Below are 16,103 nucleotides of genomic sequence, written 5' to 3'. Positions count from 1 at the left end.
GTTTAGTCTTACTCAATGACGAACAAAGGTTGATCAAATTCAACGGGTTCTTCGTTTTCGACCAAGATTTGCTTGATAACGCCGCTCTTATCCGCTTCGATTTGGTTCATCATTTTCATCGCTTCAACGATACACAGCGTATCGCCTGCATTAACGCGTGAGCCAACAGTCACGAATGGACTTGCGTCTGGCGAGGGTGCCTCATAGAACGTACCGACCATTGGTGAGCGAACGATATGACCTGAAATCTCCTCTGACTCAGCGGACGCGCTGTCAGAACTTTGCGGTGCTGCCGGTGCGGGGGCTGCTTGTTGAGGCGCGGCACTGTATTGGATAGGTGCTTGCGCTGGTTGCGGGCTGTAACGGTTAATGCGAACAGACTCTTCGCCTTCTGTAATTTCTAATTCCGAAATGCCCGATTCTTCAACTAACTCAATGAGTTTCTTAATCTTGCGGATATCCATGGTGCTGTTTAACCTCTAATTTATTTTTCTAGAGTTGAATCGATGAGCCGATTAGCCGCAGCTAACGCCAGCTCGTAACCGTAAATCCCGAAGCCGCTAATGACACCCTCGGCTATATCTGCCAAATATGAGTGATGTCGAAACGCTTCGCGACGATAAATATTGGAGATGTGTACTTCGTAAAAAGGTATTCCCACGCCAAGCAATGCATCTCTTAGCGCTACGCTGGTATGCGCGAATGCGCCCGGATTAATGATGATCATCTGGGATTTGTTAGCCGCTGCGTGTACCCATTCGATCAGTTCATATTCGCGATTGCTTTGCTTGCACTCGAGCGTTACATCGAGCGTATTCGCTTGTGTTTGAAGTAACTGTTCAACATCTTTAAGCGTTTCATGTCCGTATATATTGGGCTCACGGCTTCCTAATAAGTTCAAGTTAGGGCCGTTTAAAACCAAAATATGCTTTTTTTGTCGAGAAGTGTTTTGCATATTGCCGCCAAAAGTTACGAACATGTTAAAAGTCAAAGATTAATGGCGGTTCAGTACAATTTAACCGCCATTTTGACAAAACTTTCTGCATTATAGTTGAGTTATGCTAGTTTGCAGTAAAATACTGGTCTTATCAGCGATTTTCGCCGCAAACTCTAGTTTGCAGTGTCTTTCATCTTTTGTAAATGTTCATTGAACGCATCTTCATCCAAAAAGCCGGTTACACGCCACTGCTTGAGCTCCTCGCCAGTTGGGGAGAAGAATAAAAGCGTTGGTAACCCCAGTACTTGGTAGTCGCTGAGTAGTTGCTTGTGTTCCGCGGTATTTGCCGTGACGTCTATCTGCAACTTTTTAAACTCGCCAAGTGCACGCTGTACTGAACGGCGTGAAAAGGTATATTGCTCAAACTCCTTGCACGCAACGCACCAATCAGCATAAAGATCGACCATCACCCACTGCTGAGATTGGCGTGCGTTATTCAGCTGTTGCTCAAGCGCTGCTCGCGTTTCAACCTGAGTGAAAAAACCGTGGGCCTGCTTAACGGCGTAATATTTATCGACTTGCCAATAGCTACCAGCGACGGCTGTCGCCGTTACCAGGAGGTAGAGTAAAGCGCGGCTTAACGGATGCTTCAGATCGTTAATATGTCGTCCCATATACACCGCTAGACCGACAAAGTAAGTAAGCCATAAAAAGAAGCTTACTGTGTCGTTAAACAGGCGCTCTAATAAGAAAGCCACAGCAGCTAATAGTAACCAGCCGAGCAAGTGCTTGATGATATTCATCCAAGCGCCGGCCTTTGGTAATAACCGTCCACCTGATGCGGCAAATATAATTAACGGCAAACCCATGCCTAAACTCAGCGCGTAGAGTAAAACTGCGCCCGAGAGCCAGTCGCCTGTTTGCGCAACGAATAGCAATGCCCCACTGAGTGGAGCGGTCGTGCAAGGTGAAGCGACTAATCCTGAAATCACACCAATAGAAAAAACACCGGCAATACGGCCGCCGCTTTGTTTTCTGCTGATTTGGTCTAAACGAGACTGCCAACTCGACGGAAGTTGCAGATTGATGATATCCAACATGCTTATTGCAAAAATCGCGAAGGCGATCGCTAAAGTGCCAATGATTGCGGGGTGTTGGAAATAAGCCTGAAATTGCATCCCCATTGAAGCGACGATAAGTCCTAGCAACGAATAGGTGATAGCCATTCCCTGTACATAAATGAAGGCAAGAAATACGAGATTTCTAAGTGTTTTCGGTCTATCGCCTACCACTGTCGCCGAGATGATTGGGTACATTGGGAATACGCACGGAGTAAAGGCGAGTCCGATACCGAGTAAAAAGAAAAGTCCCAAAGTGGCGATATCAACGTGTTGGATTTGCCAGTTGGCGGCTGCAGCGCTAGGCGGCGCATTGGATGACTCATTGGTATTACTCTGGACACCAATAGTGCGTGTTTCGGGCGGATAGCATAAGCCGGCGTCGGCACAGCCTTGGAAATGAAAGGTCACCTCGTTGACATCAGTATTCAGTGCATAGGTCAGTTCGACGTAGTTGCGATAAATCTGACTCTCCCCAAAGAACTCATCGATGTGTGACTCCGCAGGTGGGTAGTCGACAGGCCGAGTTAACGCCGACTTGGGCGTCAGCTTAAATGCGTGCTGGTATAAGTAATAGCCGGGCTGGATCTCGATACCAAAGGTAAGAGGTTGCTCACTAATAACTTGAACCTTAAACGCTTGGTCAACGGGTAAAAATTCAGGTTGTTGGTTGAATAGATTTTTGTTCTGAGCAAGTGCGCTGGTGGTGAGTAAGCACCAACCAACGAAAGCAAGTAAGAAAGTCGAACATATTTTTTTCATGGTTTGGTTTGTACCTCAACCCAGTCCAAGTAAGACTCAAGTCCATCAACGATTTCTGTAACGATAAACTCGGGTGAATCATAGTTGTGCTGTTCGCTGATAAACTGCTTAAGGTTTGCGACCTGCCAATGATGGGTTTTAATCACCAACCAGTATTCGCTGTCGCACTGAACTTTATCCTCCCAGCGATAGTAAGAACTCACCTTGGGCACGATTTTTACGCAGGCGGCTAGACGTCGCTCAATCATTGTTTTGGCTAGTCTATCAGCAACTTCGCCATCGTCGGTAGTGGTGTAAACCATGCGGATGGGGGTAGTCATGTTCACCTCGAATATGATGAAAAAAATTTTCTTGCAAACCTTGATAACAGAAAATCATACCCCATTTAAAGGTCACGACTAAATTTAAACGCCCACTCAGTGGGTTTTATCAACAACAATAGGTTAAGGAGTTATCGAGAAATGAAACTTCGTCCTTTACACGACCGAGTCATTATCAAGCGTATCGAAGTCGAGGCGAAATCGGCAGGCGGTATCGTTCTAACTGGCTCAGCAGCAGAAAAATCAACGCGTGGTGAAGTCGTTGCTGTTGGCAACGGACGCATCTTAGAGAGCGGTGAAGTACGTCCACTTGACGTTAAAGTGGGTGACAAAGTGCTTTTCAATGAAGGGTACGGCGTTAAGACTGAAAAAATTGACGGCGAAGAATACCTGATCATGAGCGAAAGCGACATCTTGGCTATCCAAGAGTAAGCCGAATCTAAACAGTCTCTAAGAGTACAGTTAAGAGGAATCAAAAAATGGCAGCAAAAGAAGTAAAATTTGGCAATAACGCGCGTCAAAGAATGTTGAAAGGTGTAAACACCCTTGCAGACGCGGTTAAAGTGACCTTAGGTCCTAAAGGCCGTAACGTTGTTCTAGATAAATCATTCGGCGCACCAACCATCACTAAAGATGGTGTTTCTGTAGCGAAAGAAATCGAGCTTGAAGACAAGTTCGAAAACATGGGCGCTCAGATGGTTAAAGAAGTTGCCTCTAAAGCTAACGACGAAGCAGGCGACGGTACAACCACTGCAACGGTTTTAGCACAAGCTATCGTAAACGAGGGCGTTAAAGCAGTTGCAGCGGGTATGAACCCAATGGATCTGAAGCGCGGTATCGATAAAGCAGTTACTGCGGCTGTCGAAGAACTGAAGAAGATCTCTCAACCTTGCGCTGACAGCAAAGCCATTGCACAAGTAGGTACTATCTCAGCTAACTCTGATAGCACCATTGGTGAAATCATTGCTAAGGCGATGGATAAAGTCGGTCAGGAAGGCGTTATTACCGTTGAAGAAGGTCAAGCGCTGCAAGACGAGCTTGATGTTGTCGAAGGTATGCAGTTCGACCGTGGTTACTTGTCTCCTTACTTCATCAACAATCAAGAAAGCGGCTCTGTTGAACTCGACAACCCATTCATCTTGTTGGTTGATAAGAAAGTATCGAACATTCGCGAATTACTGCCTGTACTTGAAGGCGTATCGAAAGCAGGTAAGCCATTGCTTATTATCGCTGAGGACGTTGAAGGCGAAGCGTTGGCGACCTTGGTTGTTAACAACATGCGCGGCATTGTAAAAGTTGCGGCTGTTAAGGCACCTGGTTTCGGTGACCGTCGTAAAGCCATGCTACAAGATATCGCGGTATTGACCGGTGGTACGGTCGTTTCTGAAGAAATCGGCATGGAGCTTGAGAAAACTCAGCTCGAAGACTTGGGTACTGCTAAACGTGTTGTTATTACCAAAGACAACACCACTGTTGTTGATGGTAACGGTGATGACGCTGCGATTGAAGGCCGTGTCACGCAAATCAAACAACAGATGGAAGAAACTTCATCTGATTACGACCGTGAGAAACTACAAGAGCGTCTTGCGAAACTCGCTGGCGGTGTTGCGGTAATTAAAGTTGGCGCAGCAACTGAAGTTGAGATGAAAGAGAAGAAAGCTCGAGTAGAAGACGCGTTGCACGCAACTCGTGCTGCGGTTGAAGAAGGTGTTGTACCGGGTGGTGGCGTTGCCTTGGTTCGCGCTGCAAGCAAGCTAGCGGAATTAACCGGCGACAATGAAGAACAAAATGTAGGTATTCGCATGATGTTACGTGCGATGGAAGCACCACTACGTCAAATCGCTTACAACGCGGGTGCTGAAGCGTCTGTTGTTGCAAACCGTGTACGTGAAGGTGAAGGTAACTTCGGTTACAACGCAGGTAATGACACCTACGGTGACATGCTCGAGATGGGTATCCTTGACCCAACTAAAGTAACTCGCTCTGCACTGCAATTTGCTGCATCGGTTGGTTCATTGATGATCACGACCGAAGCAATGGTTGCCGAAATCCCAAAGGACGATGAGTCTGCTGGCGGTATGGGCGACATGGGTGGCATGGGCGGTATGGGCGGCATGATGTAATCTGCCGTTCAACTTCATGAACACTTAAAAAAGAGCCCTGCGGGGCTCTTTTTTTGTTTGTTTGTGTAATCAGGGAATCTTTTGGTTATATTGTAGTCAAATCTTGTGAGTCAATTACCTATGGAGGTGATTATGAAAAGGATATTGGTTACATCGTTGATTCCGCTATCACTTATCGCAACGTCTGTGCTTGCGGGTGAGGCTAAAGTAACGTTCAAGGATGTCGAGAAGTACACTGATTTTTCGCCAGCCACGGGCATTGAGTCGCGTTTCCAAGAAAAGACAAAAGAAGACTTTACTGAGAAATTTAAAGAGCTGGCTAGTTTATTGCCAAAAGGCCAGACTTTTGATGTGACGGTCACCGATGTCGACTTAACTGGACGTGTCGAGCCTACTTATGGACAAAGCGCGACATCATATATTCGGGTTGTACGGCCTATTGATTTTCCCCGCATGAATTTGACTTACAAGTTAACCGACGCGCAAGGACAGGTCATTAAAGAGGATTCTGTTGTTGTGAAAGACATGGGATTCGATATGGACAGTATGGCGTCGATTAAGCGACAACGTAATATTAATTACTATGAGCATAAGATGCTCGAAGATTGGTTTAAGCAAACCTTCTCCGAGCAAATTAAGGTTAACCAGCCTGGCGGATCTGCTTAAGCCGAGCCAACGTCTCTGTTAGTAACTGGAGTTGCTCGACAATGGTTTTCAACAATTCCTCATTGTCACGCTCCAGTTGCCACGCTTCTACGTTCTTTGTCACTTCCTGGAGATACGGCTGAAAGCGGTTACCTTTGGTATCGAAGGCTGTCTGTTCAACAAAAATGCTGTCAAACTTAGCTTTACCCTGCTCTCTTAAGTCATCTAAATACTGGTCAGCGTCTACAACTTGGCGGTACAACACGCGAAGGTGTTCTTGTAACTGCTTGTCAACGCGATCAATTGCTTCACTCATCGTTAGGTTCCTCATTCGCTCGGCATGATGGGTGTTTTACTGTCACGGTTAGGAATTTCGCGAACGAGCTTGGGTACTAAAAACCCAGGCAGTCTGGCATTAATCTGTCGCCAAAGCTCACGTGCGCGTGCGTCGCTGACGGCAAAGTGCGCAGCTCCTTGAACCGGGTCGAGTTGGTGTAGGTAATAGGGTAACACAGACGCATCGAAAAGCCTTTCGCTGAGTTGCGAGAGTGAGTCTGCGTCGTCATTGATTGATTTTAGTAATACGCTTTGATTCAGTAATGTAATACCACGTTGTCGCCACGGCGTTAAATGCTTTTTAAGTGAGCTTCCGATTTCATTAGCGTGGTTGGCATGTATTACCAATATCACTTGTTCGAAGCGCTTGGTTAAATGCGAGGCAAGACGTTCGGTTAAACGTTGTGGCAATACCACCGGCAGGCGAGAGTGAATGCGCAACCGTTTTATTTGTTTTAGTTCGGCCAATTTATCGGCGAGTTCGATGAGGTATCCATCATTGGCAAACAGCGGGTCGCCGCCACTTAAAATGACTTCATTCACTTCTTGATGCTGACGAACGTACTCGACACATTCGTCAAACTGCTTACGCGGTAATACATCATCCGCATAGGGATAGTGGCGACGAAAGCAATAGCGACAGTTTATAGCGCATGCCCCCTGAACCAGAAGTAGTACACGCGATGCATACTTATGAAGTAGACCTTGGGGAACTGCATGCTCACGTTTGTCGGTCACTTCATTAAGCGGGTCAGTGCTGTACCCTGGCGTTACTGTGAATTCATCAGCGAGGGGTAGCACTTGTCGCAGGAGAGGGTCCTGTGGGTTTCCAGCTTCCATCAACTCGACAAAGGGCCGCGGCACACGGAACGAAAACAATTTTTTTGCTTCGAGGTGCTCGTTGAATGCACTGGGATCGAGCCCTAATGTTGTAAGCAGCTGGCGCGGATCTTTATAGCTTTTAGCCAATTCGAGCTGCCATTCATCGCGCGTTGATACTTCAAGGGTTTGCACTGCACGACTCCCTATTTGACAATTAATGTCATTATTTTACCTGAAAATCTGCTTGGATTGGTTTATTATTGCGGCAATCAAGTTGTATTGAGAAACAAGGATACAAAATTTATGGCGAATTACAGCACCAACGAATTCAAAGGTGGCTTAAAGATCATGCAAGACGGTGAGCCATGCTCTATCGTTGAAAACGAGATGGTTAAGCCAGGTAAAGGTCAGGCGTTTAACCGTGTTAAAATCCGTAAGCTAATCAGCGGTAAAGTCGTTGAGAAAACGTTTAAGTCGGGCGAGTCTGTGGAAGGCGCCGATGTAATTGAACTGGAGTTGGCATACCTTTATAACGACGGTGAGTTCTGGCACTTCATGAACAATGAAACTTTTGAGCAAGTTGCTGCGGATGCAAAAGCCGTCGGTGAAGCTGAAAAGTGGTTGGTTGAGCAAGACGTATGTACGCTTACCTTGTGGGAAGGTAACCCGATTAACGTACAACCACCTAATTTCGTTGAGTTGGAGATTACTGAAACCGATCCAGGGTTAAAAGGTGATACTGCCGGTACAGGTGGTAAACCTGCAACGCTAAGCACCGGTGCAGTAGTGCGTGTCCCATTGTTCGTGCAAATTGGTGAAGTTATTAAAGTGGATACTCGCTCAGGCGAATATGTTTCACGCGTGCAGAAGTAAATACTATGTCTGACTGGCGTTCAAAAGCCACGTTAAACGTATTAAAGAAACGAGCGGAGTTGTTGCGGCAACTTCGTTCGTTTTTTTTCGAGCGCGATGTTTTAGAAGTCGATACACCACTATTATGTCAGCACGGTGTCACCGACCGCCATATTGAAAACCTCAGTACGCGCGATAGTCGAAACAACCTACGTTATCTTCAAACTTCCCCCGAATATGCGATGAAGCGTTTGTTGGCCCAATACCGACATAGCATTTATCAGTTAAGTCATGTAGTACGAGATGATCCGGTGGGTCGTCACCATAACCCTGAGTTTATGATGTTGGAATGGTATCGAGTGGGTTTAGACGATGACCAACTGATAGCTGAGATTGATGAGCTATTAATGGCAGTTGCTGGTGCACCGCCCCTAGTAAAGTTGACGTATCAAGATGCCTTTTTGCGACATATGCAGTGTGACCCGCTAACAACTGTTGGAATAAAGGCTATTCATCAGCGGCTAAAAGAGGATGAGCGTACACGAGAATGGATGACGGATGAACGAGATGAAAATACTATACTGCAAGTTGCGTTTAACTTTTATATCGAACCGCGGCTATCTTATTCAAAGCCTACGGCTATCACGCATTTTCCTGCCAGCCAAGCTGCATTAGCCCAAATTGACTCAGAAGATCCGCGGGTGGCACGCCGATTTGAAATTTATTGGCACGGTATTGAGCTCGCTAATGGTTATTTAGAACTCACAAATGCGTCAGAGCAATCACTGCGGTTTGAACTGGATATTCAAGCGCGAGAGATTGCTGGACTCCCTTATCGTTCCGCCGACAATTTAATGTTGGCAGCGCTTGAGCATGGACTCCCCCAGTGTGCTGGCGTCGCTATGGGGTTTGATCGTCTTTTAATGATTGTGGTTAATGCTGACGCTATTGACCAGGTGTTACCGTTCTCCTATCAGTCTGCTTAGTGATTATATAATGATCTCGCTTGCTACAACGTTGCGTATGTTATAATATAACAGACTAATCGTAGTGAAGGGGGGCTTATGACTTATTCAAAGCAACAAAAATTGGATCGCGCTGGTATTTGGATTACCACTGTGTGTGCTATTCACTGTTTGTTATTGCCTCTGATCCTGCCTCTATTGGCACTCGTTGGTTTTTCTTTTCTCGGAGAAGACCTTCTCGAAAATGCGATTTTAGGTATCAGTGTTGTGGTTGGCTTAACGGCATTGATCGGCGGAGCAAAACAGCATGGTAAATGGTCGTTGCTACTACCCCTGTTAGCTGGCGCTTTAATATATTCTCAACGTGATGTACTTGGCCCATGGGGTGAACCGGTGATTATCGCAGTAGGCGCTGGTTTAATTATCTACGCTCATATTAGTAATTTACGTCGTTCACGTAAATTAACGGCTTCAACAAGTACACCCCTCGCTGAAGCCGAAAATATCTAGCCTGTTTTTCGTTCTAATAATACACCGGCTTCGATATGGTGTGTGTAAGGAAACTGGTCGAATAAAGCCGCTTTTGTAACAGTAAACTTATCGCTCAGATCGTCTATATTCCGTATCAGTGTTTCTGGATTACAAGATATATAAAGTATCCGTTGGTACTGACTCACTACATCAAGTGTAAGATCATCTAAGCCTGCGCGAGGCGGATCGACAAGGACGGTTCCAAAGTCGTAGCTCGTTAGGTCGATATTCTGCAAACGTCGCTTTTCTACATCACCCTTGAGTGCTTCACTGAATTCTTCCGATGACATGCGAACAAACTCAACATTATTGATTCCGTTCATTTCGGTAGCGAGCTGAGCCGAAGCTACTGACCGTTTACTGATTTCGGTAGCAAGTACGTGTTCAAATTGCGTTGAGAGCGGCAGAGTGAAGTTACCGTTACCGCAGTACAGTTCGAGCAAGTCGTGTTTAGATGTACCTACACTATTTATTGCCCAAGTTATCATTTGCTTGTTGATCTCGGCATTCGGTTGGGTGAATGCATTTTCGGTTTGCACGGTTTTCCAATCACGATCACCGATATTCAAGCACTCGACTACTTCATCGGTTCCGATGACATGTTTTTGTTTCCGTGCGCGGCCTATGAGTCCAAGCTTGACAGTTAATGATGACAGTGCCGCATGCATTTGCTTAGCGGCTTCTTCCCATTCTGTATCTAATTGCTTGTGGTATAAGCATGAGATAACTGCTTCATTAGTCGTGGTGGTTAGGAAATCGACCTGGAACAACTTATTCCTTAAGATCGGTTTATCGATGACATAGTCTCTGACGGCTTTCATCAAGGTATTAATAAGACGAGCGCCTGGAACAAACTCGTCCATTCGGATCTTCTCCCGCGTTTCGGGATTAAACATAATATAGTACAAGTCATCTTGTTCATGCCAAACGCGAAACTCTGCACGCATACGGTAATGAGTGCGAGGTGACTCGTGCAGCTCCACTTCTCCCTTATAGTAGGGGGATAATAGCTGCTGTAGTCGTTTCGACTTATCGGTGAATTGCGCCGGGTATTCGGAGGTATCGATTGTTTTGTAGGTCATGGCTAATACGTGTTGCTTTAAATTGATGGGTATTAGTTTATCATTTTTGCCGCGTGAGTGCGGTATTGCTGACTTATTAGGCAAATTTATGCTTGATTGTGTTGGGTTTATTTACATTTGATGAGAATCTGCGCAAACGAACAAAGGAGTTAAAAAAAGCCCTTGACCCGCGGAGATAAATGTCTAAAATACGCCCCACGTTTGAGGCAGACAACGAAGTCGCCGAAAACATAAGTTTTCTAAAAAATCTTTTTTCAAAAAAGTGTTGACAGAAAACTGACGGTGTGTAGAATACGCACCTCTCGCAGCAAGGCTGCTGAGAAACGCTCTTTAACAAATTATCAAGCCAAGCAAACTGTGTGGGCACTTGCAAAAGTAAGCAACAAAAAATATTGCAACTTTTGAATGAGTGTCTAGCTACTGAGGTAGCAAACACACGTAATTCATTGAGTTGATTGAACTACTTTTAATTGAAGAGTTTGATCATGGCTCAGATTGAACGCTGGCGGCAGGCCTAACACATGCAAGTCGAGCGGTAACAGAGAGAAGCTTGCTTCTTTGCTGACGAGCGGCGGACGGGTGAGTAATACTTGGGAACTTGCCTCTAGGCGGGGGACAACCACTGGAAACGGTGGCTAATACCGCATAATGTCTACGGACCAAAGTGGGGGACCTTCGGGCCTCACACCTAGAGATGGGCCCAAGTGGGATTAGCTAGTTGGTGAGGTAATGGCTCACCAAGGCGACGATCCCTAGCTGTTCTGAGAGGATGATCAGCCACACTGGGACTGAGACACGGCCCAGACTCCTACGGGAGGCAGCAGTGGGGAATATTGCACAATGGGCGCAAGCCTGATGCAGCCATGCCGCGTGTGTGAAGAAGGCCTTCGGGTTGTAAAGCACTTTCAGTGGTGAGGAAGGTCAGTAAGTTAATAGCTTGCTGAATTGACGTTAGCCACAGAAGAAGCACCGGCTAACTCCGTGCCAGCAGCCGCGGTAATACGGAGGGTGCAAGCGTTAATCGGAATTACTGGGCGTAAAGCGTACGTAGGCGGTGTGTTAAGCAAGATGTGAAAGCCCCGGGCTCAACCTGGGAATTGCATTTTGAACTGGCACGCTAGAGTCCTGAAGAGGGTGGTAGAATTTCCAGTGTAGCGGTGAAATGCGTAGATATTGGAAGGAATACCAGTGGCGAAGGCGGCCACCTGGTCAGAGACTGACGCTGAGGTACGAAAGCGTGGGGAGCAAACAGGATTAGATACCCTGGTAGTCCACGCCGTAAACGATGTCAACTAGTTGTTCGTGTCACTAAGACGTGAGTAACGCAGCTAACGCACTAAGTTGACCGCCTGGGGAGTACGGCCGCAAGGTTAAAACTCAAATGAATTGACGGGGGCCCGCACAAGCGGTGGAGCATGTGGTTTAATTCGATGCAACGCGAAGAACCTTACCATCCCTTGACATCCAGTGAACTTTCTAGAGATAGATTGGTGCCTTCGGGAACACTGAGACAGGTGCTGCATGGCTGTCGTCAGCTCGTGTTGTGAGATGTTGGGTTAAGTCCCGCAACGAGCGCAACCCTTATCCTTAGTTGCCAGCACGTAATGGTGGGAACTCTGGGGAGACTGCCGGTGATAAACCGGAGGAAGGTGGGGACGACGTCAAGTCATCATGGCCCTTACGGGATGGGCTACACACGTGCTACAATGGCGCGTACAAAGGGCAGCGAACCTGCGAAGGTAAGCGAATCTCATAAAGCGCGTCGTAGTCCGGATTGGAGTCTGCAACTCGACTCCATGAAGTCGGAATCGCTAGTAATCGTGGATCAGAATGCCACGGTGAATACGTTCCCGGGCCTTGTACACACCGCCCGTCACACCATGGGAGTGGGCTGCACCAGAAGTGGTTAGTTTAACCTTCGGGAGAACGATCACCACGGTGTGGTTCATGACTGGGGTGAAGTCGTAACAAGGTAGCCGTAGGGGAACCTGCGGCTGGATCACCTCCTTACACTTCGCTTATGGATGTAAGTGTCCACACAGATTGCTTGGTTTGATGAATAGAGAAGAAAACTGGGTCTGTAGCTCAGCTGGTTAGAGCGCACCCCTGATAAGGGTGAGGTCGGTAGTTCAAGTCTACTCAGACCCACCATTTTGAGCGCCTGAACAGCGTTGGTAAAAACCTCGCATAGCAGTCTACGCTTCGGTTTTTCCCGCCTTGTCAGCCACTCAAAAACATTTCACATTAATTCGTTATTGTGAAAGTACTTTTCGGGTTKTGTYGGACGTGCCGACAGACCTGCGGTCTGTGGGGCCATAGCTCAGCTGGGAGAGCGCCTGCCTTGCACGCAGGAGGTCAGCGGTTCGATCCCGCTTGGCTCCACCACTTCTTCTCTATAGCGATGTTAGCGTTAAGCGTTCAAAGCTGAATGTTTACCGGTAACTTTGCGTTACATGCTCTTTAACAACATGGACAAGCTGATTGTAATAAAGTAATGAAATGCCACTCTACTTGAACCTTATTCAAATTGGTAGAGGCGTATCTTACAAGTGTACAGCGAGAACAAACAATCTTAGTTGCAATACAACGCACGAGGTTCTGCGTAGCAGACATCTTAGGTGTTGTATGGTTAAGTGACTAAGCGTACACGGTGGATGCCTAGGCAGTTGGAGGCGATGAAGGACGTACTAACTTGCGATAAGCCATGACGAGACAGTAAGAGTCGTTATCAGTCATGGATTTCCGAATGGGGCAACCCACTCTGTTTACAGAGTATCCGGCACTGAATATATAGGTGCCTGGAGGCGAACCCGGAGAACTGAAACATCTAAGTACCCGGAGGAAAAGAAATCAACCGAGATTTCCCTAGTAGCGGCGAGCGAACGGGAAGCAGCCCTTAAGCTGACAATGCGTTAACAGAATCTGTTGGGAAGCAGAGCCATAGACGGTGATAGCCCGGTATGTGACGGCGCATAGTGAGTGAAAACGAGTAGGTCGGGACACGTGTTATCTTGACTGAATATGGGGGGACCATCCTCCAAGGCTAAATACTCCCAACTGACCGATAGTGAACCAGTACCGTGAGGGAAAGGCGAAAAGAACCCCGGCGAGGGGAGTGAAATAGAACCTGAAACCGTGTACGTACAAGCAGTAGGAGCCTCCTTGTGGGGTGACTGCGTACCTTTTGTATAATGGGTCAGCGACTTATATTTTGTAGCAAGGTTAACCGMATAGGGGAGCCGTAGGGAAACCGAGTCTTAACTGGGCGTTGAGTTGCAAGGTATAGACCCGAAACCGGGCGATCTAGCCATGAGCAGGTTGAAGATTGAGTAACATCAATTGGAGGACCGAACCCACTAATGTTGAAAAATTAGGGGATGACTTGTGGTTAGGAGTGAAAGGCTAATCAAGCCCGGAGATAGCTGGTTCTCCCCGAAATCTATTTAGGTAGAGCCTCGGATGAATACCTACGGGGGTAGAGCACTGTTTGGGCTAGGGGGTCATCCCGACTTACCAACCCCATGCAAACTCCGAATACCGTAGAGTACTATCCGGGAGACACACGGCGGGTGCTAACGTCCGTCGTGGAGAGGGAAACAACCCAGACCGCCAGCTAAGGTCCCAAAGTTATGGCTCAGTGGGAAACGATGTGGGAAGGCATAGACAGCTAGGAGGTTGGCTTAGAAGCAGCCACCCTTTAAAGAAAGCGTAATAGCTCACTAGTCGAGTCGGCCTGCGCGGAAGATGTAACGGGGCTAAGCCATACACCGAAGCTGCGGCAGCGCATTTATGTGCTGGGTAGGGGAGCGTTCTGTAAGCGGATGAAGGTGTGTTGAGAAGCATGCTGGACGTATCAGAAGTGCGAATGCTGACATGAGTAACGATAATGCGGGTGAAAAACCCGCACGCCGGAAGACCAAGGTTTCCTATCCCATGCTAATCAGGGTAGGGTAAGTCGGCCCCTAAGGCGAGGCGGAAACGCGTAGTCGATGGGAAACAGGTTAATATTCCTGTACCGACATGTACTGCGATGGGGGGACGGAGAAGGCTAGGTGGGCCAGGCGTTGGTAGTCCTGGTGAAAGTTAGTAGGCTGAGGGTTTAGGCAAATCCGGACCCTTAAGGCCGAGAAACGAGACGAGTACCTACGGGTACGAAGCCATTGATGCCCTGCTTCCGGGAAAAGCCTCTAAGCTTCAGGTACATGTTGACCGTACCCGAAACCGACACAGGTGGTCAGGTAGAGAATACTAAGGCGCTTGAGAGAACTCGGGTGAAGGAACTAGGCAAAATAGTACCGTAACTTCGGGAGAAGGTACGCCACCTTTGGTGAAGACTTCGCGTCGTAAGCTGAAGGTGGTCGCAGTGACCAGGTGGCTGGGACTGTTTATTAAAAACACAGCACTCTGCTAACTCGAAAGAGGACGTATAGGGTGTGACACCTGCCCGGTGCCGGAAGGTTAATTGATGGGGTTAGCGTAAGCGAAGCTCTTGATCGAAGCCCCGGTAAACGGCGGCCGTAACTATAACGGTCCTAAGGTAGCGAAATTCCTTGTCGGGTAAGTTCCGACCTGCACGAATGGTGTAACCATGGCCACGCTGTCTCCACCCGAGACTCAGTGAAATTGAAATCGCTGTGAAGATGCAGTGTACCCGCGGCTAGACGGAAAGACCCCGTGAACCTTTACTACAGCTTGGCACTGAACATTGAACCTACATGTGTAGGATAGGTGGGAGGCTTAGAAGCACTGGCGCTAGTTGGTGTGGAGCCATCCTTGAAATACCACCCTTGTATGTTTGATGTTCTAACCTAGCACCCTTATCGGGTGTGGGGACAGTGCCTGGTGGGTAGTTTGACTGGGGCGGTCTCCTCCCAAAGAGTAACGGAGGAGCACGAAGGTTGGCTAAGTACGGTCGGACATCGTACGGTTAGTGTAATGGCAGAAGCCAGCTTAACTGCGAGACAGACACGTCGAGCAGATACGAAAGTAGGTCATAGTGATCCGGTGGTTCTGAATGGAAGGGCCATCGCTCAACGGATAAAAGGTACTCCGGGGATAACAGGCTGATACCGCCCAAGAGTTCATATCGACGGCGGTGTTTGGCACCTCGATGTCGGCTCATCACATCCTGGGGCTGAAGTCGGTCCCAAGGGTATGGCTGTTCGCCATTTAAAGTGGTACGCGAGCTGGGTTTAGAACGTCGTGAGACAGTTCGGTCCCTATCTGCCGTGGGCGTTTGAGAGTTGAGAGGAGCTGCTCCTAGTACGAGAGGACCGGAGTGGACGAACCTCTGGTGTTCCGGTTGTCACGCCAGTGGCACTGCCGGGTAGCTAAGTTCGGAATCGATAACCGCTGAAAGCATCTAAGCGGGAAGCGAGCCTCGAGATAAGCTCTCACTAGCACATTAAGTGCTCTGAAGGGTCGTTGCAGACGACGACGTTGATAGGCGGGGTGTGGAAGCGTTGTAAGGCGTTGAGCTAACCCGTACTAATGGCCCGTGAGACTTAACCATACAACACCCAAGGTGTTTGCTTGTTGAGCACGTAAGACGCTTTATCGAGTTGAATAAGAGAGTGGCAGTACAATCAGCCGAATCCATGTTGTGACAGT

At 47.7% G+C, this 16,103-nt stretch carries 13 protein-coding genes, 2 tRNA genes and 2 rRNA genes; 10 read left to right on the top strand and 7 right to left on the bottom strand.

Annotation, left to right across the window (positions count from 1 at the left end; genetic code table 11):
* Positions 1-8 precede the first annotated feature (8 nt).
* The 4 genes from accB to cutA all read right to left on the bottom strand — a co-directional run bounded on the left by accB (position 9) and on the right by cutA (position 3,137).
* Positions 9-464, bottom strand: a complete 456-nt coding sequence (gene accB / locus BFR57_RS00985) for an acetyl-CoA carboxylase biotin carboxyl carrier protein (protein ID WP_071462214.1) — start codon at positions 462-464, stop codon at positions 9-11.
* A 20-nt stretch (positions 465-484) separates the two neighbouring features.
* Positions 485-955: a type II 3-dehydroquinate dehydratase gene (aroQ, locus tag BFR57_RS00980; RefSeq protein WP_040487587.1), complete on the bottom strand. Its 471-nt coding sequence runs from the start codon at positions 953-955 to the stop codon at positions 485-487.
* Between the two features lie 155 nt (positions 956-1,110).
* Entirely contained in the window at positions 1,111-2,817 is a 1,707-nt protein-coding gene (locus tag BFR57_RS00975; protein ID WP_071462213.1) for a protein-disulfide reductase DsbD, read from the bottom strand.
* Complete coding sequence (cutA, locus tag BFR57_RS00970; RefSeq protein WP_040487585.1) at positions 2,814-3,137, bottom strand: divalent-cation tolerance protein CutA; 324 nt, start codon at positions 3,135-3,137, stop codon at positions 2,814-2,816. Before cutA ends, BFR57_RS00975 begins: the two co-directional genes overlap by 4 nt.
* Positions 3,138-3,278: 141 nt before the next feature.
* Here cutA and BFR57_RS00965 point away from each other — a divergent pair, with 141 nt between their 5' ends.
* From BFR57_RS00965 to BFR57_RS00955, 3 genes are all read left to right on the top strand, one after another.
* On the top strand, positions 3,279-3,569 hold the full coding sequence (locus tag BFR57_RS00965; RefSeq protein ID WP_006954340.1) for a co-chaperone GroES: 291 nt from the start codon (positions 3,279-3,281) through the stop codon (positions 3,567-3,569).
* Between the two features lie 47 nt (positions 3,570-3,616).
* The gene (groL, locus tag BFR57_RS00960; RefSeq protein ID WP_006954339.1) at positions 3,617-5,260 is read left to right on the top strand and encodes a chaperonin GroEL; all 1,644 of its coding nucleotides are present in this window, start codon (positions 3,617-3,619) and stop codon (positions 5,258-5,260) included.
* Between the two features lie 132 nt (positions 5,261-5,392).
* Complete coding sequence (locus BFR57_RS00955; protein WP_083404980.1) at positions 5,393-5,926, top strand: DUF3016 domain-containing protein; 534 nt, start codon at positions 5,393-5,395, stop codon at positions 5,924-5,926.
* Here BFR57_RS00955 and BFR57_RS00950 read toward each other — a convergent pair.
* Together BFR57_RS00950 and epmB are read right to left on the bottom strand one after the other, a co-directional pair.
* A complete protein-coding gene (locus tag BFR57_RS00950) occupies positions 5,901-6,221 on the bottom strand; it encodes a hypothetical protein (protein WP_071462212.1) in 321 nt (106 codons plus the stop codon). The genes BFR57_RS00955 and BFR57_RS00950 overlap by 26 nt on opposite strands.
* 11 nt (positions 6,222-6,232) lie before the next feature.
* Positions 6,233-7,255, bottom strand: coding sequence for an EF-P beta-lysylation protein EpmB (gene epmB / locus BFR57_RS00945; RefSeq protein ID WP_071462211.1), 1,023 nt, complete (start codon positions 7,253-7,255; stop codon positions 6,233-6,235).
* 111 nt (positions 7,256-7,366) lie between these two features.
* On the opposite strand from epmB, the gene efp reads away from it, so the two are divergent.
* The 3 genes from efp (at position 7,367) to BFR57_RS00930 (ending at position 9,390) form a co-directional block, all read left to right on the top strand.
* Entirely contained in the window at positions 7,367-7,936 is a 570-nt protein-coding gene (gene efp / locus BFR57_RS00940; protein WP_006954335.1) for an elongation factor P, read from the top strand.
* Between the two features lie 5 nt (positions 7,937-7,941).
* Entirely contained in the window at positions 7,942-8,901 is a 960-nt protein-coding gene (gene epmA / locus BFR57_RS00935) for an EF-P lysine aminoacylase EpmA (protein WP_071462210.1), read from the top strand.
* A gap of 78 nt (positions 8,902-8,979) precedes the next feature.
* Positions 8,980-9,390: a MerC domain-containing protein gene (locus BFR57_RS00930; protein ID WP_071462209.1), complete on the top strand. Its 411-nt coding sequence runs from the start codon at positions 8,980-8,982 to the stop codon at positions 9,388-9,390.
* On the opposite strand, the gene trmA is transcribed toward BFR57_RS00930, so the two are convergent.
* A complete protein-coding gene (gene trmA / locus BFR57_RS00925) occupies positions 9,387-10,493 on the bottom strand; it encodes a tRNA (uridine(54)-C5)-methyltransferase TrmA (protein WP_071462208.1) in 1,107 nt (368 codons plus the stop codon). The genes BFR57_RS00930 and trmA overlap by 4 nt on opposite strands.
* A 467-nt stretch (positions 10,494-10,960) precedes the next feature.
* On the opposite strand from trmA, the gene BFR57_RS00920 reads away from it, so the two are divergent.
* The 4 genes from BFR57_RS00920 to BFR57_RS00905 all read left to right on the top strand — a co-directional run bounded on the left by BFR57_RS00920 (position 10,961) and on the right by BFR57_RS00905 (position 16,005).
* Positions 10,961-12,503, top strand: a 16S ribosomal RNA gene (locus tag BFR57_RS00920).
* A gap of 64 nt (positions 12,504-12,567) precedes the next feature.
* Positions 12,568-12,644, top strand: a tRNA-Ile gene (locus tag BFR57_RS00915).
* A gap of 158 nt (positions 12,645-12,802) precedes the next feature.
* A tRNA-Ala gene (locus tag BFR57_RS00910) sits at positions 12,803-12,878 on the top strand.
* Between the two features lie 242 nt (positions 12,879-13,120).
* Positions 13,121-16,005 (top strand): 23S ribosomal RNA (locus BFR57_RS00905).
* The 16S and 23S rRNA genes sit together here with 2 tRNA genes alongside, the layout of an rRNA operon.
* The last annotated feature ends 98 nt before the right edge of the window (positions 16,006-16,103 follow it).

It is taken from the genome of Idiomarina sp. MD25a, from assembly GCF_001870515.1.
GTDB lineage: Bacteria > Pseudomonadota > Gammaproteobacteria > Enterobacterales > Alteromonadaceae > Idiomarina.
This window is presented reverse-complemented; position numbering and strand designations above follow the sequence as displayed.